This is a genomic window from Sphingopyxis sp. sgz302558 (assembly GCF_057220455.1).
Window position 1 is genome coordinate 708468 of the sequence record NZ_JBXPUZ010000002.1, and the last position, 21322, is coordinate 729789.

Annotated in this window: 19 protein-coding genes; 11 read left to right on the forward strand and 8 right to left on the reverse strand. The window is 63.3% G+C overall.

The annotated features are described in order from the left end of the window. Positions 1 to 13 precede the first annotated feature (13 nt). The 4 genes from AC2TC0_RS08905 to AC2TC0_RS08920 form a co-directional block, all read right to left on the reverse strand. Positions 14 to 1207, reverse strand: coding sequence for a type III PLP-dependent enzyme (locus tag AC2TC0_RS08905; protein ID WP_484717152.1), 1194 nt, complete (start codon positions 1205 to 1207; stop codon positions 14 to 16). Positions 1208 to 1465: 258 nt separating this feature from the next. Continuing rightward, positions 1466 to 2638 carry a carboxynorspermidine decarboxylase gene (locus AC2TC0_RS08910; RefSeq protein ID WP_484717153.1) on the reverse strand — a complete coding sequence of 391 codons (1173 nt, stop codon included), beginning with the start codon at positions 2636 to 2638 and terminating at the stop codon, positions 1466 to 1468. A 58-nt stretch (positions 2639 to 2696) separates the two neighbouring features. Further along, positions 2697 to 3086 carry a GxxExxY protein gene (locus AC2TC0_RS08915; RefSeq protein WP_484717154.1) on the reverse strand — a complete coding sequence of 130 codons (390 nt, stop codon included), beginning with the start codon at positions 3084 to 3086 and terminating at the stop codon, positions 2697 to 2699. 52 nt (positions 3087 to 3138) lie between these two features. Next, on the reverse strand, positions 3139 to 4347 hold the full coding sequence (locus AC2TC0_RS08920; protein WP_484717155.1) for a saccharopine dehydrogenase family protein: 1209 nt from the start codon (positions 4345 to 4347) through the stop codon (positions 3139 to 3141). A gap of 56 nt (positions 4348 to 4403) precedes the next feature. On the opposite strand from AC2TC0_RS08920, the gene AC2TC0_RS08925 reads away from it, so the two are divergent. The 6 genes from AC2TC0_RS08925 to AC2TC0_RS08950 all read left to right on the forward strand — a co-directional run bounded on the left by AC2TC0_RS08925 (position 4404) and on the right by AC2TC0_RS08950 (position 9281). Next, a complete protein-coding gene (locus AC2TC0_RS08925; RefSeq protein ID WP_484717156.1) occupies positions 4404 to 5399 on the forward strand; it encodes a threonine ammonia-lyase in 996 nt (331 codons plus the stop codon). Continuing rightward, positions 5396 to 5932: a sigma-70 family RNA polymerase sigma factor gene (locus tag AC2TC0_RS08930; protein WP_484717157.1), complete on the forward strand. Its 537-nt coding sequence runs from the start codon at positions 5396 to 5398 to the stop codon at positions 5930 to 5932. The genes AC2TC0_RS08925 and AC2TC0_RS08930 overlap by 4 nt, the downstream gene beginning before the upstream one ends. Next, on the forward strand, positions 5919 to 6614 hold the full coding sequence (locus AC2TC0_RS08935) for an anti-sigma factor (protein ID WP_484717158.1): 696 nt from the start codon (positions 5919 to 5921) through the stop codon (positions 6612 to 6614). Before AC2TC0_RS08930 ends, AC2TC0_RS08935 begins: the two co-directional genes overlap by 14 nt. Before the next feature lie 93 nt (positions 6615 to 6707). Next, entirely contained in the window at positions 6708 to 7253 is a 546-nt protein-coding gene (locus AC2TC0_RS08940) for a fasciclin domain-containing protein (protein ID WP_484717159.1), read from the forward strand. Positions 7254 to 7410: 157 nt separating this feature from the next. Next, entirely contained in the window at positions 7411 to 8631 is a 1221-nt protein-coding gene (locus AC2TC0_RS08945; protein ID WP_484717160.1) for a BtaA family protein, read from the forward strand. Between the two features lie 2 nt (positions 8632 to 8633). Beyond that, positions 8634 to 9281, forward strand: a complete 648-nt coding sequence (locus tag AC2TC0_RS08950; protein WP_484717161.1) for a class I SAM-dependent methyltransferase — start codon at positions 8634 to 8636, stop codon at positions 9279 to 9281. Between the two features lie 36 nt (positions 9282 to 9317). Here the strand turns inward: AC2TC0_RS08950 and hemA are convergent, their stop codons facing one another. Then, a complete protein-coding gene (gene hemA, locus AC2TC0_RS08955; RefSeq protein ID WP_484717162.1) occupies positions 9318 to 10538 on the reverse strand; it encodes a 5-aminolevulinate synthase in 1221 nt (406 codons plus the stop codon). 118 nt (positions 10539 to 10656) lie between these two features. Beyond that, positions 10657 to 11451, reverse strand: coding sequence for a glutamate racemase (murI, locus tag AC2TC0_RS08960; RefSeq protein ID WP_484717163.1), 795 nt, complete (start codon positions 11449 to 11451; stop codon positions 10657 to 10659). A 190-nt stretch (positions 11452 to 11641) separates the two neighbouring features. Between murI and plsY the strand changes: the two genes are divergently transcribed. Continuing rightward, positions 11642 to 12262 carry a glycerol-3-phosphate 1-O-acyltransferase PlsY gene (gene plsY, locus AC2TC0_RS08965; protein ID WP_484717484.1) on the forward strand — a complete coding sequence of 207 codons (621 nt, stop codon included), beginning with the start codon at positions 11642 to 11644 and terminating at the stop codon, positions 12260 to 12262. Next, positions 12259 to 13350 carry a DNA-processing protein DprA gene (dprA, locus tag AC2TC0_RS08970; RefSeq protein ID WP_484717164.1) on the forward strand — a complete coding sequence of 364 codons (1092 nt, stop codon included), beginning with the start codon at positions 12259 to 12261 and terminating at the stop codon, positions 13348 to 13350. The genes plsY and dprA overlap by 4 nt, the downstream gene beginning before the upstream one ends. A gap of 95 nt (positions 13351 to 13445) precedes the next feature. On the opposite strand, the gene AC2TC0_RS08975 is transcribed toward dprA, so the two are convergent. Further along, positions 13446 to 14408: a 2OG-Fe(II) oxygenase gene (locus tag AC2TC0_RS08975; protein WP_484717165.1), complete on the reverse strand. Its 963-nt coding sequence runs from the start codon at positions 14406 to 14408 to the stop codon at positions 13446 to 13448. 125 nt (positions 14409 to 14533) lie between these two features. On the opposite strand from AC2TC0_RS08975, the gene AC2TC0_RS08980 reads away from it, so the two are divergent. From AC2TC0_RS08980 to AC2TC0_RS08990, 3 genes are all read left to right on the forward strand, one after another. Next, positions 14534 to 16234 carry a vWA domain-containing protein gene (locus tag AC2TC0_RS08980; RefSeq protein ID WP_484717166.1) on the forward strand — a complete coding sequence of 567 codons (1701 nt, stop codon included), beginning with the start codon at positions 14534 to 14536 and terminating at the stop codon, positions 16232 to 16234. Positions 16235 to 16412: 178 nt separating this feature from the next. After that, positions 16413 to 18974, forward strand: a complete 2562-nt coding sequence (gene topA / locus AC2TC0_RS08985) for a type I DNA topoisomerase (protein WP_484717167.1) — start codon at positions 16413 to 16415, stop codon at positions 18972 to 18974. Positions 18975 to 19110: 136 nt separating this feature from the next. Further along, on the forward strand, positions 19111 to 20922 hold the full coding sequence (locus tag AC2TC0_RS08990; protein ID WP_484717168.1) for a vWA domain-containing protein: 1812 nt from the start codon (positions 19111 to 19113) through the stop codon (positions 20920 to 20922). Between the two features lie 136 nt (positions 20923 to 21058). Here AC2TC0_RS08990 and AC2TC0_RS08995 read toward each other — a convergent pair whose 3' ends face one another. Then, complete coding sequence (locus AC2TC0_RS08995; RefSeq protein ID WP_484717169.1) at positions 21059 to 21316, reverse strand: hypothetical protein; 258 nt, start codon at positions 21314 to 21316, stop codon at positions 21059 to 21061. Positions 21317 to 21322: the final 6 nt, after the last annotated feature.

Here is a 21322-nt window from a genome sequence, read left to right on the forward strand (position 1 = left end):
TGGCCCGACCTGGCTAAAACAGCTTTGTCACCGTTGCCGTACGGCGTTCGGGGGCGTGCGTGCCCGTGTAGAGGCTCGCCATTGGCTCGTCGCTGACGGTCTGCTGGTCTTCCGCGCCGAAGCCGTTGAATTTGGTGCGCATGGCGCAGCCATAGGCCCCCAGCATCCCGACCTCGATAAAGTCACCGGCCTTGACGTCGGCGGGCAGGAAGAACGGGCCGGCCATATGATCCATGTCATCACACGTCGGGCCGTAGAAGGCAAAGGGCAGCGTCTCGGCGCCCGATGGTTCGGCGCGGAGCAGCGTGACGGGAAAACGCCACCCGACATGCGCGGCATCAAACAGCGCGCCATAGGCACCGTCGTTGATGAACAGCTCATTGCCGCGGCGCTTTTCGACGCGCACGATCAGCGAGCTATATTCGGCGGCAAGCGCGCGGCCCGGCTCGCACCACAGTTCCGCCGAATAGCTGATCGGCAGCGCTTCGAACGTGCGGTGGATGACCGCGAAATAATCCTCGAGCGGCGGCGGCTCCATGCCGGGATAGGTCGAGGGGAAGCCGCCGCCGACATCGATGATGTCGACGGTAACTGCCGACGCCACGATGGCGGCGCGCACGCGTTCCATCGCCTGCGCATAGGCGTGCGGCGTCATCGCCTGGCTGCCAACGTGGAAACAGATGCCCAAAGCATCCGACGCCTGACGTGCAGCCATCAGCAGGTCAGCGACCTCTTCGGGCTCGGCACCGAACTTCGACGCAAGGCTCAGCTTTGAATGATCCGACGAAACGCGCAGGCGCACGAGCAGGTTCAAATCTTCCGCGCCCTTGGTGGCGCGGATGACCTTGCTCAGCTCGGTCATGCTGTCGAGGCTGAAGGTGCGCACGCCGTGGGTGAAGTAAGCCTCGGCAATCGCTTCCTCGGCCTTCACCGGATGCATGAAACACAGCACCGCCCCGGGCAGCGTGCGCGCAACCAGCCGCACCTCGGCAATCGAGGCAACATCATAATGGGTGACGCCGCTGTCCCACAGCACGCGCAGCAGGTCGGGCGAAGGATTGGCCTTCACCGCATAAAGCGTCTTCCCCGGAAAGCGGTCGACAAAGAAACGCGCGGCCCGCGCCGCGGCGTGCGGACGGACGAGCGTAACGGGTTCGACCGGCGAAAGTGCCTGGACTACAGCCAGCGCGCTATGATGATTGTGCAACGCAAGGGACCCCCAAAAAGTAACGGTAAACGACAAGGCTGCCTTGCGGTTATTGGAAGTCCCCCTGGGGCAGCGGAGGGCGCATATATGGGTGGGGGTCCCCCCTGTAAAGGGGAATCGGGGGCGGGTGTTAAGAATTAGGGTAAGACGATGAATTACTGTGTATAAAAATAGAATGCCGTCATTGCGAGCGTAGCGACGCAATCCAGAGCGGCGCACAACAGCCCTAGATTGCTTCGCTACGCTCGCAATGACGTGTCAGCTTAGGCGGCTTTTAAATTCATCATACCCGAACGACCGCACCTCGCGCAGGTCGTCGGTTTCGCTGTCCCACAACCAGATGGCGGGCAGGGGCACCCCGTTAAAGGTATTGGTTTTGACCATCGAATAATGCGCCTGGTCGAGGAAGGCGAAGCGTTCGCCCACCGCGCCGCCGGCGGGCAGGCGGTAATCGCCGATCACATCACCCGCGAGGCAGCTGGGACCACCCAGCCGCACGGCTTCGCCCTCGCTGCGCTCGTTCAGCATCGCGGGACGATAGGGCGCCTCGATGACGTCGGGCATGTGGCACGTCGCGCTGATGTCGGTGATGCCGATGGGCATGCCATTGTCGAACCGGTCGAGGATTTCGCCAACAAGGATGCCGGCGTCAAGCGCAACGGCTTCGCCCGGTTCGATCATGACGTCGCAGCCGGTTTCTTCGCGTACCGAGCGAAGGAATGCGATCAGATCATCGATCTGGTAATCGGCGCGCGTGACATGGTGCCCGCCGCCGAAGTTGATCCACTTCAGTGCGCCGAGGTGCGGCGCAAGCGCAGGTTGCACTGCCGCCCAGGTGCGCGCGAGCGGCGGGAAATCCTGTTCGCACAAGGTGTGCATATGGATGCCGGTGACGCCGTCCAGATGTTCGGGCCGCAGCTGGCTGACTGGAAAGCCGAGGCGGCTCATCGGCGCGGCGGGGTCATATTTGGCGACCTCGCCTTCGCTGTGCAGCGGGTTGAGCCGCAGGCCGATGTCGAACGCGATGCCGTCGGCGCGCAGCTGATCGAGCAATGGCCGGAACCGGGCAATCTGGAACGGCGAATTGAAAATCAAGTGATCCGACAAGCGGGCGATTTCGGGCAGATCATCGGCTTTGTAGGCCGCGCAATAGGTGGCCACTTCACCGCCATATTCTTCGCGGCCCAACCGCGCCTCATACAGGCCCGATGCGCAGACCCCGTCGAGATACTCGGCCACGGTCGATCCCAGCGACCACATCGAGAAAGCCTTGAGCGCCGCCAGCACCTTCGCGCCGGACGCGTCGCCGATATGGCGTAGCACCGCCAAATTGGCGCGCACCTTCGCCGCATCGACCACGAACGCGGGCGAAGGGACACGGGTCAGGTCAAACCAGGCAAAAGCCCCAGGATCGCCAGCTTTGGTTTCCATTTTCACTTTTCCAATTGGTTCACGCAGAGATCGCAGGGGAAGCAGAGACCGCAGAGAATCATTCTTCGCCGTTATAGTCGTTGACGATCCGCTTGATGCCTTCCTTCATCGTCGCTCCAGAAAAATTGAGAAGCAGCCCGACGGGCTGCTGCAAAATTCTGAGATAGGTCAGCAGTTGCCGAGAATGTGCTTTGCTCAGTTGCTCAACAGCTTTGATTTCCAGCACGAGCTTGTCCTCAACCAAAATGTCTATTTTGAATGCCGCGTCGAATCGGTCGTTGCCAACCGTCAGCGGGACGACATGCTGCCGTGCAATTTTCAAGCCTCGCGCGGCAAGCCTCGTTGCTAGCACCGTTTCATAGACTGATTCCAACAGTCCAGGCCCTAACAGTCGGTGTACGGCAATTGCTTCTTCAATTGCCAGGGCGCTCAGGTCGTCAATCCGCATATCATTATTCTCTCTGCGGTCTCTGCTTCCTCTGCGCCCTCTGCGTGAACCCTTAGAACTTCAAAGGCGCGTCCAATTCCTTCACCTGCCACGGCAACCCATGGTCGTTCAGCATCGCCATGAAGGGATCGGGGTCCATCTGTTCCATGTTGAACACGCCCGCGCCTGACCAGGTGCCCGTCACCATCATCGCCGCGCCGATCATCGCGGGGACACCAGTGGTGTAGCTGACCGCCTGATTGCCGGTTTCGGCAAAGGCATCCTCATGGTCACAGATGTTATAGAGGTAGAGCGTCTTTTCCTTGCCGTCCTTGCCGATACCCGTCGCGATGACGCCGATGTTGGTCTTGCCCTTGGTCGTCTCCCCTAGGCTCGACGGTTCGGGCAGCACGGCTTTCAAAAACTGCAGGGGGACGATTTCGCGGCCCTCGTAGATCACCGGATCGATGCGCGTCATGCCAACATTCTGGAGCACGGTAAGGTGCTGGATATAGGCGTCGCCAAAGGTCATCCAGAAACGGATGCGGCGGATTTCGGGCAGGTGCGTTTTCAGGCTTTCGATTTCCTCATGATACATGAGGTACATATTCTTGGGCCCCACTGCCTCGAAGTCGAATTGCTGCTTTACCGACATTGGCGGGGTTTCGACCCAGTCGCCATTTTCCCAATGCCGCGCCACCGCCGTCACTTCGCGGATGTTGATCTCGGGGTTGAAGTTGGTGGCGAAATGCTGGCCATGATCGCCGCCGTTGCAATCGAGAATATCGAGCGTGTCGATGCGCTCGAAATGATGCTTTTTCAGCCAGACGGTGAACACGCTGGTGACGCCGGGGTCAAAGCCCGAGCCCAGCAGCGCCATCAATCCCGCATCCTTGAAACGGTCATGATAGGCCCATTGCCAGTGATATTCGAACTTCGCCTCGTCACGCGGCTCGTAATTGGCGGTGTCCAGATAATGCGCGCCGGTCGCGAGACACGCGTCCATGATGGTAAGGTCCTGATAGGGCAGGGCCAGGTTGACGACATGGGTGATGCCGTGCGCGCGGATCAGCGCGGCGGTGGCGTCGGCATCATCGGCATCGACTTCGGCGGTTGTGATGGTCACGCCGGTGCGTGCCTTCACCGATTCGGCGATCGCGTCGCACTTGAACTTGCGGCGGCTGGCCAGTGTGATCGACGGAAAGATGTCGGCATTCATCGCCATCTTGTGCACCGCGACCGAACCGACGCCGCCTGCGCCGATCACCAGAACTTTGTTCATCGAAAAATCTCCCATGGCCTCTTTGCCATCTCAAACCGGCCCTATAGGACAAGGGCATGACAGAAGAAACTCCCCCGCATCTGCCCGACCCGGCGCGCGCGCCGACGCGCGAAGGCGTGCTGCGCGCCGCCGCCAAAGTGGCTGCAATCCTGCCACCAACACCGCTGTTGCCGCTCGAAGTCGATGGCCGGACCATCTGGTGCAAGGCCGAAAGCCTCCAGCCCATTGGTTCGTTCAAGATTCGCGGTGCATGGCACCGCCTGTCCGATCTCACCCCGCAGCAAGCGGCGGCCGGTGTTGTCGGCGTGTCGAGCGGCAACCACGCGCAAGGCGTTGCTTGGGCGGCGCGGCGGCTGGGAGTAAAGGCGACCATCGTCATGCCCAACGACGCCCCGCGCGCGAAGTTAGCGGCGACGCGCGCGCTGGGGGCCGAAGTCGTGCTTTACGATCGGCCTGGCGGAGAAGACCGTGACGCAGTGGCGCGTGCCTTGGTGGACCAGAGTGGGCGGACGCTGGTGCATGCCTTCGGCGATCCATGGGTGATTGAAGGCCAAGGAAGCCTCGCTATCGAGGCCGCCAACCAGCTTAAGGCGATGACCGGCACCGAATTTGACACCGCCATCGCCTGCCTGGGCGGCGGCGGGCTGTCGTCGGGCATCGCATTGGCGCTACCCGAAACGCAGGTCTGGGGTGTGGAGCCCGAAGGTTGGGACGACGTCCGCCGCAGCCTCGAAAGCGGCAGCATCGAGCGCGTCCAGAATCCCCCGCCAACGGCGTGCGACGCGCTGCAAACGCCCGCGACCTACCCCATCAACTTCGCCGTGCTGCAGTCACGCGGCGTAAAGGTTGTGGCTGTCAGTGAGCAAGAGGTGCGCACGGCGATGCGCCTTGCCTTTGCACGCCTGCACCTGGTTATCGAACCCGGCGGCGCAGCAGCGCTGGCGGCAGTGCTCGCCGGCAAGATTCCGGTGGGTCCGCACACGCTGGTTACGCTCTCGGGTGGGAATGTGGACGCCGATCAATTTGCCGTGGTGCTGGCCGAGGCCGCGTGACGCAAACCCGGTTGGCCGAATTGCTTGGACAGGTTGCTACCGGCGACCAGCCGGCATTGCGCGCGCTCTACACGCTGACCTCGGCAAAATTGTTCGGTGTGTGCTTGCGCATCACGCAGGATCGCATGGGGGCCGAAGAAGCGTTGCAGGACGCCTATGTTAAAGTCTGGCGCAAGGCGGCCTATTTTGACCCGGACAAGGCGTCACCCATCGCCTGGATGTGCGCGATTGCGCGCAATTGCGCGATCGACTGGCGGCGCACGCACGGCCGCGCGCCAGTGCCGGTCGAGGATGGCGCGCTGCATGATCTGATGCCAGATCAGGTCGACAAAAGCGGCGACGATGGGCACAATCTGCTCGACTGCGTGGCACAGTTGCAGGAGCGCGAGGCGCGCGCGGTGCGCTTCGCTTTCTACGAAGGGCTGAGCCATAGCGAATTGGCCGTGCGCCTCGCTATCCCCCTCGGTACCTTGAAAAGCCTGATGCGCCGCGCCATCCTGACATTAAGGAAATGTGTTGATGACGCCAACTGACACCAATGCCGATGACCGCACCGCTGCCGCCGGGGCGCTGGCGCTTGGGCTGCTTGAAGGGACGGAGCGCGCCGACGCGCTGCGGCGCATGTTGGCCGACCGCGACTTTGCGGCCGAGGTTGAGCGCTGGCGCATCAGGACCGGCGACCTGTTCGATGCGGTGCCCGAAGTGGAGCCGCCAGCGCATGCGTGGGATGGCATCGCCGCCCGTGTTGCGCCTCCGGGGCCGCAAATGCCCGCGACGCTGCGCTGGTGGCAGGGCGGGGCAATTGGCGCGGGCGCATTGGCTGCCGGACTGGCGCTGGCTTTGCTGTGGCAGCAGCCGGCGGTCGTGCCGGCGGCGCCGACGACGATGGCGGTAGCGCAGCTGACCGGGGAAATTGCCGGACTGCGCATTGCGGCGCGCTATGACCCGGCCACCGCCACCTTGCTCCTGCGGACCATCGGTATGCCCGATACGCCGACTGCACCCGAAATCTGGGTTATCCCGGCCGATGGTATTCCGCGCTCGTTGGGACAGATTGCCCGTGATGGCGAAACCCGGCTGACGGTAGCCGAGGGGCATCGCAGCCTGATCAACGGCCGTGCGCAATTTGGGCTGTCGATGGAACCGCCCGCTGCCGCCCCGCATAGCGCGCCTTCGGCACCAATGGTGGCGCGCGGCGCAATCGACATCATCTGAAAATTTTTTTTGGCCGTGCGTCATCCAAAATGGGTGGGCGCGCCGTAGCTCTTGTTGCTTCCATCCCCCGGGAGCGAAAACAGGAGTTTGATGATGACCCGTTTCCCCCTGAAAGCCGCCGCCGCGGCCCTGCTTGCGGTTGCCACCGTCAGCGGTGCTGCCCATGCCAACCACCATGGCGGTGCAGCAAAGGCCAACATCGTTGAAAAGGCGGCGTCGCTGCCCGACTTTTCAACGCTCGTGGCTGCGGTGAAGGCCGCTGATCTGGCCACGACTCTGTCTGGTGCCGGTCCGTTCACGGTATTTGCGCCCAACAATGCCGCCTTTGGCAAACTGCCCGCCGGTACCGTCGAAACGCTGGTGCAGCCCGCGAACAAGGGCACGCTGACCCGCATCCTGACCTATCATGTCGTCCCCGGTCGCATCATGGCGAGCGACGTTGTCAACGCCGTCAAGGCGGGCGGTGGGCGCGCCGAGCTGACCACCGTTGCGGGCGTAAAGCTGACCGCGCGTTATGACAGCCACGGTGCTCTGGTGCTGGTCGACGCCAAGGGCGGGACGTCCAAGATCATCGCCACCGACATCAACCAGTCGAACGGTGTCATCCACGCCATCGACACGGTGGTGATGCCGGGCTGAATTCAGCCCGCAGTGCTCCCTTGCCGGGCTATCCCCCCCTCCAAGTCCGGCAAGGGGCATTTGCGCAATTGTCGCGGCTTTGTCACGCCGGCGACGCGGAACTTCCATCAAACATTGTCATGCGCGCGTCATCTGATTCCATCTGGAAAGGACCCGCATGGCCAGCCAGCCCAATCGCAAAATCGCCGCCGCCGTCGTCCGGCATGAAGTAGAGGGCAAACAGCGCCTGCTCGACCGCGCCTTTGCTCTGGCGTTCAAGGGACTGGTTTACGCCCAAATCTGGGAGGATCCGGTCGTCGATATGGAGGCGCTGGCAATTCAGCCGGGCGCGCGCATCGCGACCATCGCCAGCGGCGGATGCAATGTCTTTTCCTATCTGGTCGCTGACCCGTCTGAAATCGTCGCGGTCGACCTCAACACGGCGCATGTCGCGCTGGGGCATTTGAAACGCACCGCGATCGAACGGCTGCCTGATTATGACGCGCTCCGCCAATTTTTCGCCGACGCCGACAGCAAGGCGAATGTCGCCAATTACCGCGCCCATGTGCATCCGCATTTGGATGAGGTCAGCCGCCGCTATTGGGAGGGCCGCGACCTGATCGGCCGGCGCCGCATCAACGGCTTCGCGGCCGGGGTTTACCGGCGCGGCCTGCTTGGCAATTTCATCGGTCTCGCGCATTTGGTCGCAAGACTCCATCGCGTCGATCCGCGCCAGTTTCTGGCCGCGACCAGCGTCGAGGAACAGCGCGCGATCTTTGATGAAAAGTTCGCGCCTTTCTTCGATCGCAAGTTCATCCGCTGGGTCACCGACCAGCGTTCGTCGCTGTTCGGGCTGGGTATCCCGCCCGCGCAATATGATGCGCTCGCGGGTGGCAAACCAATGGCCGAAGTGCTGCGCGGTCGGCTGGAAAAGCTTGCCTGCGATTTCCCGCTCGCCGACAATTATTTTGCGTGGCAGGCCTTTGGGCGCGGCTATGGCAAGGGTGCTAACGTGCCGCTGCCGCCCTATCTGCAGGCGGCCAATTATGATGCGGTCAAAGCGCGCGCCGGCCGTGTCACGATGATGCACGCCAATATGACCGACATGCTGGCTGCGTCAGAGGCGGCCAGCTTTGACCGCTATATCTTCCTCGACGCGCAGGACTGGATGAGCAACGACCAACTGAATGCACTGTGGAGCCAGGTGTGCCGCACCGCGCGGCCCGGTGCGCGCGTGCTGTTCCGTACCGCCGCCGAACCCAGCCTGCTGCCAGGGCGGCTCGGCGATGCGCTGCTGAACCAGTGGGACTACCGGGCTCAGGAATCGCACGACTACACCCGCCGCGACCGCTCGGCCATCTATGGCGGCGTCCATCTTTATGTGCGGAAAGACGGCTGACCATGGCCGGTACGCATGGCGGTATGATGGACGATGTCTATCGCACCCAGCGCCATTTCTATGACCTGACGCGCAAATATTATCTGCTGGGGCGCGACCGGCTGATCGCCGAATTGGACCCGCCAGCGCGCGGCAGCGTGCTGGAGATCGGCTGCGGCACCGGACGCAATCTGGTGGCGGTGGGGCGCCGCTATCCAGGCGTGCGCCTCTATGGCGTCGATATTTCGGCCGAGATGCTGACCAGTGCGCGAAAATCGATCGCGCGTGCTGGAATGGAGGACCGCACGCTGCTGGCCGAGGGCGATGCTGCTGATTTCGACGCTACCGCGCTGTTCGGCCAAGCGACCTTCGACCGCGTGTTCATCAGCTACGCGCTGTCGATGATCCCCGACTGGCAGGGCGCGCTCAAACAAGCGGCCCAATGCGTCGCCCCCGGCGGCCGCCTCGACATCGTCGATTTCGGGCAACAGGATGCACTGCCCAAGCTGTGGCGCCGCGGGCTGTTCGCCTGGCTCGCAAAATTCCACGTCGCCCCCCGCGCTGACTTGGGGCCGACGCTGGCGAAGCTGGCAGATCAAATCGGCAGCGCGGGCCACTGCCGCAGCCTTTATCGTGGCTATGCGATCATGGGCGGGATTATGCGAAATTGATCGTCGTCCCTGCGTGCGCAGGGCCGACGCGCTTGCCTAGGCCGCCTGCGCCACGCGCAGTTCCATCCGGTCCCAAATCTCGGCGAGGCCCGCGACCAGCTCGTCCATCATTTCGCGCGTATGCATTGGCCCCGGCGTAAAGCGCAGCCGTTCGGTACCGCGCGGCACCGTCGGGAAATTGATCGGCTGGACGTAAACGCCATATTCGGCGAGCAAAATGTCGCTGATCCGCTTGGCGCGCACGGGGTCGCCAACCATCAGCGGCACAATGTGCGTCACCGAATCCATCACCGGCAGCCCGGCGGCGCGCATTGCGTCCTTGAGGTAGGCGGCGGCAGCCTGCTGCGCCTCGCGCTCTTCGCTCGATGCCTTCAAATGCTTGACGCTCGCCAGCACGCCCGCGACCAGCACTGGCGACAGGCTGGTGGTGAAGATGAACCCCGGCGCGTAAGAGCGGATCACATCGATGATATTGCGATCGGCGGCGATATAGCCGCCCATCACGCCGAACGCTTTGCCCAGCGTGCCTTCGATAATCGTCACCCGTTCCGCCGCTTCGTCGCGGTCGGTGATGCCGCCGCCGCGCGGGCCGTACATGCCGACGGCGTGGACTTCGTCGCAATAGGTCAGCGCATTATATTTTTCGGCCAGATCACAAATCGCGTGGATCGGCGCAACATCGCCGTCCATCGAATAAACGCTTTCGAACGCGATCAGCTTCGCCGCTGCCGGATCATCGGCGGCGAGCAATTCTTCCAGATGCGCCAGATCATTGTGCCGCCACACGCGCTTTTCACAGCCCGAATTGCGGATGCCGGCGATCATCGAGGCGTGGTTCAATTCGTCCGAATAGATGATGCAGCCCGGCAAAATCTTGCCCAGCGTACCCAGCGTTGCCTCGTTGGAAATATAGCCGCTGGTGAACAGCAGCGCCCCATCCTTGCCATGCAGGTCGGCAAGCTCATGCTCCAGCTCGATATGATAATGGGTGTTGCCGCCAATATTGCGCGTGCCGCCCGAACCCGCGCCGACATCATGCAGCGCCTCTTCCATCGCGGCGATCACCTTGGGGTGCTGGCCCATGGCGAGATAATCGTTCGAGCACCATACGGTGATCGGCTTGGGCCCATTATGCCCCGCAAAACAACGCGCATTCGGGAACGCGCCCTTGTTGCGCAGGATATCGATGAAGACGCGGTAGCGGCCCTCTTCGTGCAGCCGGTCGATCGCTTTGGCGAAAATATCGTCGTAATTCACCGGGTGCACCCCATCGTCTGATGCGTTCAGGACCGCCCCTTCCAGGCGATTTTCCCGCGCGCTTTACCGTTGCTTTACGCCAAAGGCCAGTGCGAACGAATCGCAAATTTCCGCACACTCAAATCGACTGGATGCGCGACAGGCCGAAGGGCGCAAGCACTGCCGGGTCGGGGGGCGGCAGATCGGGATTGCGCGTAAACAGCGCAAGGCTGGCGGGCGGCTCGGCGGGCCACTCCTGTCCCGCGGTCAATGCCGCGATACGGCGCGCTATCCCCGCGCTGCCGTCAACGAAGCGGATATCCGGCGCTGCGGCGGCCAATTCGTCAGCCAGCAGCGGAAAGTGCGTGCAGGCGAGCACGACGGTGTCGAGCGCCGGGTTGTCGAACCCTGCCAAAGCGCGGTGGATGTCGGCGGGGTCAACCGGCTGCCCGCGCAGCTTCGCCTCGGCCGCGGCCACCAGCTCGGGCGCTGCGTGGCGCAGCACAGTGCAGTCGCTGGCGAACGCGGCGCTCAAGCGGTCGACATAGGGCTGGCGGATCGTCGCCGCCGTGCCCAGCACGCCGATAACGCGCGACTTGCTGGCCAGTGCGGCGGGCTTGATGGCGGGCACGGTGCCGACCACCGGCAGATCGAGCACGGCGCGGACATGGGCGAGCGCAATGGTGCTGGCGGTATTGCAGGCGATGACCGCAAGGCGCGGCTGATAGCGTTCGGTCAGCATCCCCAGCAACGCGCACACCCGCGTCGCCACCTCAATCTCGCTCTTCTCGCCATAGGGGATGCCGGCATAATCGGCGGCATAAATGATGGGGGCGTTCGGCAGCAGTTTGCGTGTTGGCGTCAGCACCGACAATCCGCCCAGCCCGCTGTCAAGAAACAGGATCGGGGCATCGGGGGCAGGGATCTCAGCCATTGCTGTGCGCGATAGGGTGTTGATCCGGATGCGGCAAGGGTGGCGTTGACCCGGCGCTGATTTCCACACTAAGCCCTGAACTTGACGAAGAATATTGCGAAGTCGTGCGCCACGTGCTTCCAGAGACCCAGCGCTACGATACTTTCGATTGGATCATATAGTGGAAGATTTCCTTAGTCTGTCGGGTTTCATGATCCTGGTGACCGATTGGCAGTTGGTAGCGATTGTATTCCTCTGTGGTTACCTCCTCGGCTCCATCCCGTTCGGCGTCATCCTTACCCGTATGTTCGGCGCGGGCGACCTGCGCCAAATTGGATCGGGCAACATCGGTGCAACCAACGTGCTGCGTACCGGACGCAAGGGGCTGGCGGCGGCGACACTAATCCTCGACGGCGCAAAAGGCGCTGTTGCGGCGCTGATGGTAGCACGCGCATTACCAGACATGGGCGACAGCTGGCCAATGCTTGCGGGCGCGGCGGCCTTCATTGGGCACTGCTATCCGGTGTGGCTGAAATTCAAGGGCGGGAAGGGGGTTGCCACCCTGCTTGGCTTGTCCTTCGCCTTCGCCTGGCCCATTGGCCTTGCCTTTGCAGCAACCTGGCTCGCCGCCGTGCTGATTACCCGCATCTCGTCGCTCGGCGGCCTGATCGGCAGCGTTGCCGCGCCTGTCACCGCCTTCGCCATCGGCGAGCATGGCTTCGTTACCGGCCTCGCCGCGCTCGTGGTGCTGGTGTTCTGGCGTCACCGCGAAAATCTCGCGCGGCTGCGTGCCGGGACCGAACCGCGCATCGGCGGTTCCAAACCCAAGTGAGCGACGCCGAACGGTTTGCCGCGCTCCAACTGCTGCGCACCCCCGGCGTTGGCCCGGTCAGCTGGCGCCAAATGCTGCTGCGCTTCGGCAGCGCTGTTGCAGCAGCGGACGCGCTGCCCGATCTTGCCGCGCGCGGCGGCAAGCGCTTGGCGCTCGCCGATCCACGCGGCATCGAAGCGGAACTCGCCCGTGTCGCTGCGCTCGGTGCGCGCCACATCTTCCAGACCGACGCCGATTATCCCGCGCTGCTTGCCGAGATCGAAGGCGCGCCCGCCGCCATCATCATCCGCGGCGACATTGCGCTTACCACCAAGCCCACGCTCGCCATGGTCGGCGCGCGCAACGCCTCGGCCATCGCCTGCCGCTTCGCGCGCCAGATCGCCGCCGAGCTGGCACGCGAAGGGGTGACCATCGTCAGCGGGCTGGCGCGCGGGATCGATACCGCAGCGCACGTCGGGGCGATGGGGCAGGGGAGCACCATTGGCGTCATCGGCAGCGGTATCGACGTCGCCTTCCCGCCCGAAAATGAAGAATTGCAGAATGAACTGGGCAACACCCAGCTGCTGATCGCCGAAGAGCCGCCGGGCACCCAGCCGCTCGCGCGCCACTTCCCCGCGCGCAACCGCATCATCGCCGGGCTGGCGCTGGGAACTTTGGTGGTTGAAGCCGCGCCCAAGTCTGGCTCGCTCATCACCGCGCGCCGCGCCGCCGAATTCGGACGCGAGGTGATGGCGGTTCCCGGCTCGCCGCTCGACCCGCGCGCGCAAGGGTGCAATTTGCTGATCCGCGAAGGCGCCACGCTGATCCAGTCCGCTGCCGACGTGATGGAAATGCTCCGCCCGATCGACCCCCGCATGCTTCGTGAACCGCCGCGCGACTGGCGGCACGACGGCGGCGATTTCGGCGTTGATGCGAACGACGCCGACCGCCGGCGCATCACCGAACTACTGGGTCCGGTGCCGGTCGCGATCGATGAACTGGTGCGCCAGTCGGGCTGTACGGCGAGCGTGGTGTCGCTGGTTTTGCTCGAACTCGAACTGGCAGGACGGCTGGAACGGCACGCGGGGGGAAGGGTCAGCGGAGGCTAGCTCGCCCCGCTTTCGTCATCCCGAACTTGTTTCGGGTTACCGAGCCGCCGGTGGCGCGCTGTGCTGAAACAAGTTCAACACGACGAAAACTGGGCCTATGGACACATTCTTTCGGCCCTGATCCACCGGGAAGCCAGCAGTTTGGTGCCGCTTATTACCGGCATGCCGCAATGCTCGCTCATCGGGTCAAGCGCCGCCTCGTCCAGCGTGTTGCGGAAGATGACCACATCGCCCTTGCGGCCCTTCACCTTCAATCCCGATTTGACGAACGCCGTCTCCCCGCCGCGATAGTCGTGGTTCAGATAGGTCAGCGCGGTCAGTACGCGCTGATTGTCCAGCGTCGGGTTGAAATCATAATGGGCGCGATATTGCTGACCGGGCTTGTAGCGCAAAATCTGCATCGCCTCGCCTTGTGACGCGTCGGTGCCGCTGGCAGCAGCAAGGCGGCGGTTGATGGCGTGCACCACCGGGTCTTCAATCATCCAGTGCAGCGTCGCTTCATCGCTGTTGCGAATGGGGTCGCGCATCGTGCCCCCCGATGGGCTGCGGACGGTGGCGGGCTGAAAGGCACGGCTGGCAAGGTCGACCAGATAGGCGCACTCGGCAGCCGTCAGCAGGCCGGGAAAGCGCCGCACCCACGGGCTGTCGCTCAGCACCTCTGGGTCGCGCACCCGCTGCGGGTCGCCCGCCGCGTCGATGTGCATTTTGCCCAACAGGTCGATTTGCACTTTTCGGCGCGGGTCGATGGCAGCCTCGCTCGCCAGCCGCATCATAGCGTCCGCCCAGTCGCGCTCGCCCGCGATGCCGCTCGCCAGCAAATTGGTGCTGACAATGCGCGCGGCGGGATGTCCGGCCTTGGCGGCGCGTTCGAAATTGCTGCGGGCTGCGACCGGATCTTGCGCCACGATGCCGCCGCCCCATTGCATTTGGCCCAGCAGGAATAGCGCTTGCGGCTCGCCGGTAGCGGCCAGCCGCGTCACAATCGCCGCCGCCTCGGCGTTGCGACCACTGTTCGAAAGCGCAATGGCCTGTTGGATCAGGGGGTGCGGCGTCGCCATGCCGCGCCTCATGCCCAAAAGCGGGACATGATGCCAGCCCGGCTTTCGTCGCAGTTCAGATACGGTTCATCCCAATGATACAATCTATCACGCGACAGGGATTGGGGTCGGGGAGGGTCGTTTTCATGCACCAGAAATTTCTGAGCTCCGTTGCCTTGCTGGCGATTGTCAGCGCGGCGTCCGCGTCAGTGCCGCTGGCTCCAACTTCGGCACTGGCGCGGGTGGAGGCACAGCAAGGCTTTTGCCGCAACGCCGCCTCGCTGCCCGACATCGGACAGGAACGCAATTGGCAGGCCGAGCAGGACCGCCGCGACCGCGAAGCCGCCATGGCCGAACGCAGCGGCGGCGACCGCATGGTCGTCGGTGACGTGGTGTCGGCGACCCCATCATTGGCGGTGCCAGCCCCCCCACCGCCCCCCGCTCCGCTCCCACCGCCCGCCTCAGCCAGCGGCGCTGATGGCGAGGGCGCGATCTCGGTTACGGCGCGGCGCATCGAATCGCCATCCTATGACAGCCCGACCCCCGTCACTGTCGTCAGCGAAGAGACGCTGGAAAGCGATAGCGCTGCCAGCGATGTTGTCGTCACCGGCACGCGTTCCGACGGAAGCCGCCGCAGCACGCGCGACCGTGCCGAAAAGCGCGGCGACCGGACGACCGAAGTCGCACCTCCTCCCACCGAGCGGCGCTATCGCCCGCAACAGCCGCAATCCGGCCTGCTCACCGCCGGCGAGCATGACGACCTGCTCAATCCCGAACTTTACGCTGCCTATGTCCGCAAGAGCAATTTGGCGCAGCGCATTCGCGATCTGCCGCGCGTCGATACGCTGAACGTGGTGACGGTGAAGGTCGCCGATGCGCGCGGACAGGCGGTGCCCTTTGCTGAGGTGAAAGTAACGTGCAGCGACGGCAACAGCATTTCAATGGCAACACAGGCTGACGGCACCGCAACCTTTTTCCCCGGCCTCGACCGGCTCAGCGAACGCATCAGCGTGTCGGCGCGGCAGGATGGCCGCATTATTGCGCCTGCGCGTGCTGTGCTGGTCAGCGAGCAGCCAGGCGGGCAGCTCGTCGGCCTCACTGCCACTGACAGCGCGCAGCGCGTGGACAAACTCGACCTGATGTTCGTCATCGACACCACTGGCAGCATGGGCGACGAAATCCGCTATCTGCAAAGCGAGCTCAGGACGATCATCAACGATGTCACCGCCAAGCATCGCGGTGTGGACATCCGCCTCGGCTTTGTTTTTTACCGCGACGAGGGCGATGACTATGTCACCTACAGCGTCGATTTTGCGGGCGACATCGGGCGGCAACAGGGCATACTGGCCAAACAATCGGCGAACGGCGGCGGCGACTATCCTGAGGCGATGGATCAGGCGCTGATCCGTGCAGTCAGCCACCAGTGGCGGCCCGATGCGGTCAAGTCGCTGTTCCTGGTCGCCGACGCGCCGCCGCATAATGACAAATTCGGTCGGACTTGGGCGGCGACCGAGGCCGCGCGCGCCAAGCGCATTCACATCACCCCGATCGCCGCATCGGGCGTGGCCGACGAGGCCGAATATGCGATGCGCGCCATGGCGGCGGCGACCCAGTCGCGCTATTTGTTCCTGACCGACGACAGCGGCATTGGAAACCCGCACGCCCCGCCAGCGATCGACTGCTACCTCGTCACGCGGCTGGACGCGTTGGTGCGCCGCGTGGTCGACAGCCAGCTCAGCGGTCGCCGCGTCGAACCCGACAAGGATGAAGTGATCCGCTCGGTCGGCAATTATGACGCGGGCAAATGCATCCTGCCGCGTGGCTATCGCTGGGATCAGGGGAAATAGGCCTCGTCATTGCGAGCCGAAGGTGAAGCAATCCAGAGCGGCCTTGAGCAGCCCTGGATTGCTTCGCTGCGCTCGCAATGACGTGGATATGGAAAACCCCTCTTGACGTCCCCCTAATCCCCCCGCCACCCTCGCGCGTACGTGAGATAGCAACAGCGCGACAGGATTTTCCCAAAACATGCAACTGGTTATCGTTGAATCGCCAGCCAAGGCGAAGACCATCGAGAAATATCTCGGCCGCGACTTCAAGGTGCTCGCTTCTTACGGTCATGTCCGCGATCTGCCGCCCAAGGACGGCTCGGTTGATCCCGACGACGGCTTTGCCATGCAATGGGAACTGTATGCCGACAAGGCGAAGCGGATGAAGGAAATTTCCGACGCCGCCAAAACGGCCGATCGCTTGGTGCTGGCCACCGACCCTGATCGCGAGGGTGAGGCGATCAGCTGGCATGTGCAGGAATTGCTGCGCAGCAAAAAGGCGTTGCCACAGGATGTCGCGCGCGTCACCTTCAACGCCATAACAAAGGATGCGGTGCTCGCTGCGATGGCCGCCCCGCGCGAGCTCGATACCGATTTGATCGACGCCTATCGCGCCCGGCGTGCGCTCGATTATCTGGTTGGCTTCACCCTTTCGCCGATCCTTTGGCGCAAGCTGCCCGGCGCGAAATCGGCGGGGCGGGTCCAGTCGGTGGCGCTGCGCATGATCGTTGAGCGCGAACGCGAGATTGAACAATTTGTTGCGCAGCAATATTGGTCGGTCACCGGGCTGTTCGAACAAGGCGGCACCCCGTTTCGCGCGCGCCTGGCGCGCTGGCGCGGTGATAAGATTGAGCGCTTGTCGATAAAGACCGAAGCCGATGCACGCGCCGCTGAGGCCGAAATTGCTGCAGGCAAATTCACGGTCACCTCGGTCGAAACCAAACCGCTGACGCGCAATCCGCCGCCGCCATTTACGACTTCGACCTTGCAGCAAGAGGCGGCGCGCAAACTCGGCTTCTCCGCCAGCCATACGATGCGGTTGGCGCAGGCGCTGTATGAGGATGGCGCGATCACCTATATGCGCACCGATGGCGTCCAAATGGATGGCAGCGCCATTAGCGCCGCGCGCAAGGCAATCGTCGACCGCTATGACGGCGGCTATATTCCGGACAAGCCGCGCCAATATCAGACCAAGGCGAAGAATGCGCAGGAAGCGCACGAGGCAATCCGGCCTACCGACTTTACGCGCAGCCACGCTGGCAGCGGTGACCATGCGCGCCTTTATGAGCTTGTCTGGAAACGCGCGCTCGCCAGCCAGATGGCCGCCGCACGGCTTGAACGTACCACGGTTGAGCTGGAGGATGGTACCGGCAATGTCATGCTGCGTGCGACGGGGCAGGTAGTGCAATTTCCCGGCTTCCTGGCCCTGTACGACGAGGGCCGCGACGACAATAATGAGGATGAAGACAGCCGCCTGCTGCCCGCCATGGCGCGCGGCGATGCGCCTGCCAAACAGGGCGTTGAGGTCGAAAGCCACGAAACCCAGCCGCCGCCGCGCTACAGCGAGGCCAGCCTCGTCAAGCGGATGGAGGAACTCGGCATCGGTCGGCCCTCGACCTACGCCGCAATCCTGCAAGTGCTCAAGGACCGCGCCTATGTGCGCGTCGAAAAGAACCGCTTTATTCCTGAAGAAAGCGGGCGGTTGCTGACCGCGTTCCTCGAACGCTTTTTTACCCGCTATGTCGAATATGATTTCACCGCGGGGCTCGAAGAAGAACTCGATGATGTATCGGGTGGCCGCGCACAATGGCAGGCGGTGCTCGAGGCCTTCTGGCGCGACTTCAAACCGCGCACCGGCGAGGTGATGGAGCAAAAGCCAAGCGAGATAACGGCTGAGCTCGACAAGTTTTTGGGCCCTTATCTTTTCCCCGACAAGGGCGACGGGACCGACCCGCGCCTGTGCCCCAAATGCAGTGTCGGCAGTCTCGCGCTGCGCGGCGGCAAATTTGGCCCCTTCATCGCGTGCAGCAATTATCCTGACTGCAAATTTACGCGCAAATTCGCGCAGCCCGGCGGGAGCGGTGAGGACAGTGGTCCCGAAGTGCTGGGCACTGATCCTGAATCGGGGCTGGAGGTCAGCAAGCGCAGCGGACGGTTTGGTCCCTATGTCCAGCTGGGCGAGGGCAAAGAAGCGAAGCGTTCGTCGATCCCCAAGGATATCCCGACCGAGGATTTTGACCTTGATTATGCGCTCAGGCTGCTGGCTTTGCCGCGCGAGGTCGGGGTGCATCCCGAAAGCGGCAAGCTCATTGTTGCCGGACTGGGTCGCTACGGCCCCTATCTGCTCCACGACGGCAAATATGCGAAGCTAACGGGCACGGCCGAAATCTTTGAAATCGGTATGAACGCCGCCGTCACGCGCATCGCCGAGGCGGCGGCAAATGGCGGCCGCCCCGCGCGCGCCGCTGCGTCTGCGCTCAAAAGCTTTGGCCCGCATCCGGTCAGCGGCGGCGAGATAAAGCTGATGGCCGGACGCTATGGTCCCTATGTCACCGACGGCACCACCAATGCCACACTGCCCAAGACGGCGGACCCCGATACGTTGACCGCCGAACAAGCGGCGGCGCTGATCGACGACCGGGCCGCGAAGGGGCCAGCGAAGGGGAAAAAGAAGGCGCCAGCGAAGAAGGCTGCGGCAAAAAAGGCCCCGGCAAAGAAGGTCCCGGCGCAGAAGGCGGGGGCAAAAAAGGCGGCGAAATAATGCTGCTGCCTCTGCCGCTTGGTCAGGGCATTTCTGAACGTCCGACGACAACCCGGTTCATCTGCGCGACAGAAGGATTGGGATAGCTTTCCCCCATGTCCGACGCAACGGGCGCGGGCAGTTGGGGAGAGGTCACATGTCCAAAGGCCACATCAGCTTTCGTCGTTCCGCTTTCGCTCTGCTTGCCAGCGCCGCGTTGGTAGCGCCGCCGCTCATCGCGCAGGAAGCGGCGCCGCAGGAAGAGGAAGAGGAAGCCGACCTCTCCAACATCATCGTCACCGGCAGCCGCATTCGCCAGGGCGGCGCGCAGGACATTCAGCATTTCCGGTCGATGGCATTGAGCGCGCCCACATTGCCGCGGCCCGAATCGCTGACCGTCGAAGGGCTGATGGGCGAACATGATCTGACGCTGCCCGCGGGCGGCGCGTGCGAGCAACTCTTCTGCCTCAACGTGCACAGCATGGCGGCCTGGCTGCCAACGCGCCCCGACGATCATCTGTTCGTCGGCCTTGGCTTTGACAGCAATATCGACGGTGATCGCTGGAAGCGCGAACCACTCAGCATCATGGCCGTGGTCGACCGCTCGGGCTCGATGAGCGGGCCGCCGATCGAAAATGTGAAGGCCGCGCTGCACGCCATGGTCGACCAGCTTGGCCCGCAGGACCGCCTCGGCATTGCCATTTACGGGACGACGTCGCTGGTTCACCTGACCCCCACCGATGTTGCGGGCAACAAGGATGCGCTCCACGCCAGCATCGATGCCATCGCCATCGACGGCTCGACCAATTTGGAAGCGGGGCTAAAGCTGGGCATCGACGCTGCACTGGCCGAGGCGGCGCAATATAAGGGCAAGACCCGCCTGATGCTGTTCACCGACGAACGCCCCAACACCGGCCGCACCGACGCGCTGGGGTTCATGGGGCTCGCCGAAACCGCCTCGCGCGCGGGCATCGGCATGACGACCATCGGCGTCGGCGTCCAATATGACGGCGCGCTCGCGACCAAAATCTCGTCGGTGCGCGGCGGCAATCTGTTCTTCGTCGACGGCCCCGCAAAGGGCAGGGCGCTGATGGAAAAGGAATTCCGCAACATGGTCAGCGAGGTCGCGCATGACCTGGTCATGACGCTGACCCCGCAACCCGGCTATAAGATCAGCGGCGTCTTTGGCGTCCCCGACGGCCTGATGAAGGAGGGCCGCGACGGCAGCATCGCCGTCACCGTCCCGTCAGTGTTCCTGTCATCCAACGGCGGCGGTATTTTTGCCTCGCTGGCCAAATCCGACACGCGCAAATATTTGCCCCCCGCATCGCTCGACGCCGCGACGCCGCTGATGACCGTCAGCCTCAGCTACACCAGCGCGCTCGACGGAGCGAAAGGCAGTGATCGCGTCGCGGTCGGCGTGCCGCACGGCGAAGCGCCCGCCAAACTGCGCCTCGCGCAAAGCCTGATCGACCAATATCTGACGATGGATATGGCGACCCGCGTTTATCACGAAAAGGGCGACGCCAAGGCCGCCTTCGCCGCCCTCGATGGCCTCAGCCAGCGCCTCGCCACGGTCGACTTCGCCGACCTCAAGGCCGAACGCGAACTGGTCGACACGATGCGCGGCAAGGCGGCGCTCTATGCCGGCTACAGCGGCGAAGTGCCCAAGGAACTGCGCCCGCAGCGCGTGCTGGGCAAATGGCGCGTGGTGTCGCTGAGCGGCGTCGAAGATCTGTCGCGCGGCGACATCATGGAATTTGACGAGGACGGCGAAGTCACCACCTACTTCCAGCGCCCGCTGCGCGGCGATGACGAACTTTATCAGGAATTCCAGATCAACGAGCGCGAGATCTATATCCCCGATGGCAATTTGCGCGTGCGCTACACGGTGGACGGCGACCGCCTGCACCTCCATTCGCGCGATGATCAGGTACGGATCGTGCTGGCCCGCGCGGTGGAGAGTTAGGGGCCAACACACCCTGCTATCGTCGTCCCGGACATGATCCGGGACAACGAACTGCCATCCGCCTGTTATCCCGGATCACGTCCGGGATGACGAGGTTTGGGGTCAGACGTACAATTTCGCAATTCAATCGCATGCTTTAAAACTTGCGTCTGATCAGTGATCCAACGCCGATTCCGATCAAGCATCCTACAAAGTTAAGTCCAAGATTCAGGACTGCGCCAATCAACCACATGGCGTCGGAATAGCGATTCGGAAAAAACACAAAATGAGTAAGCAACTGACCGATGACGAGCGTCGCGGCGATGATGAGAAATGTTCGCCCACCTGGCATCGCCAAACGCGTAGCCAATGCGACTGCGACGACCGAAAGGTTTTGCCATATTTGCATATCCATCGCGCG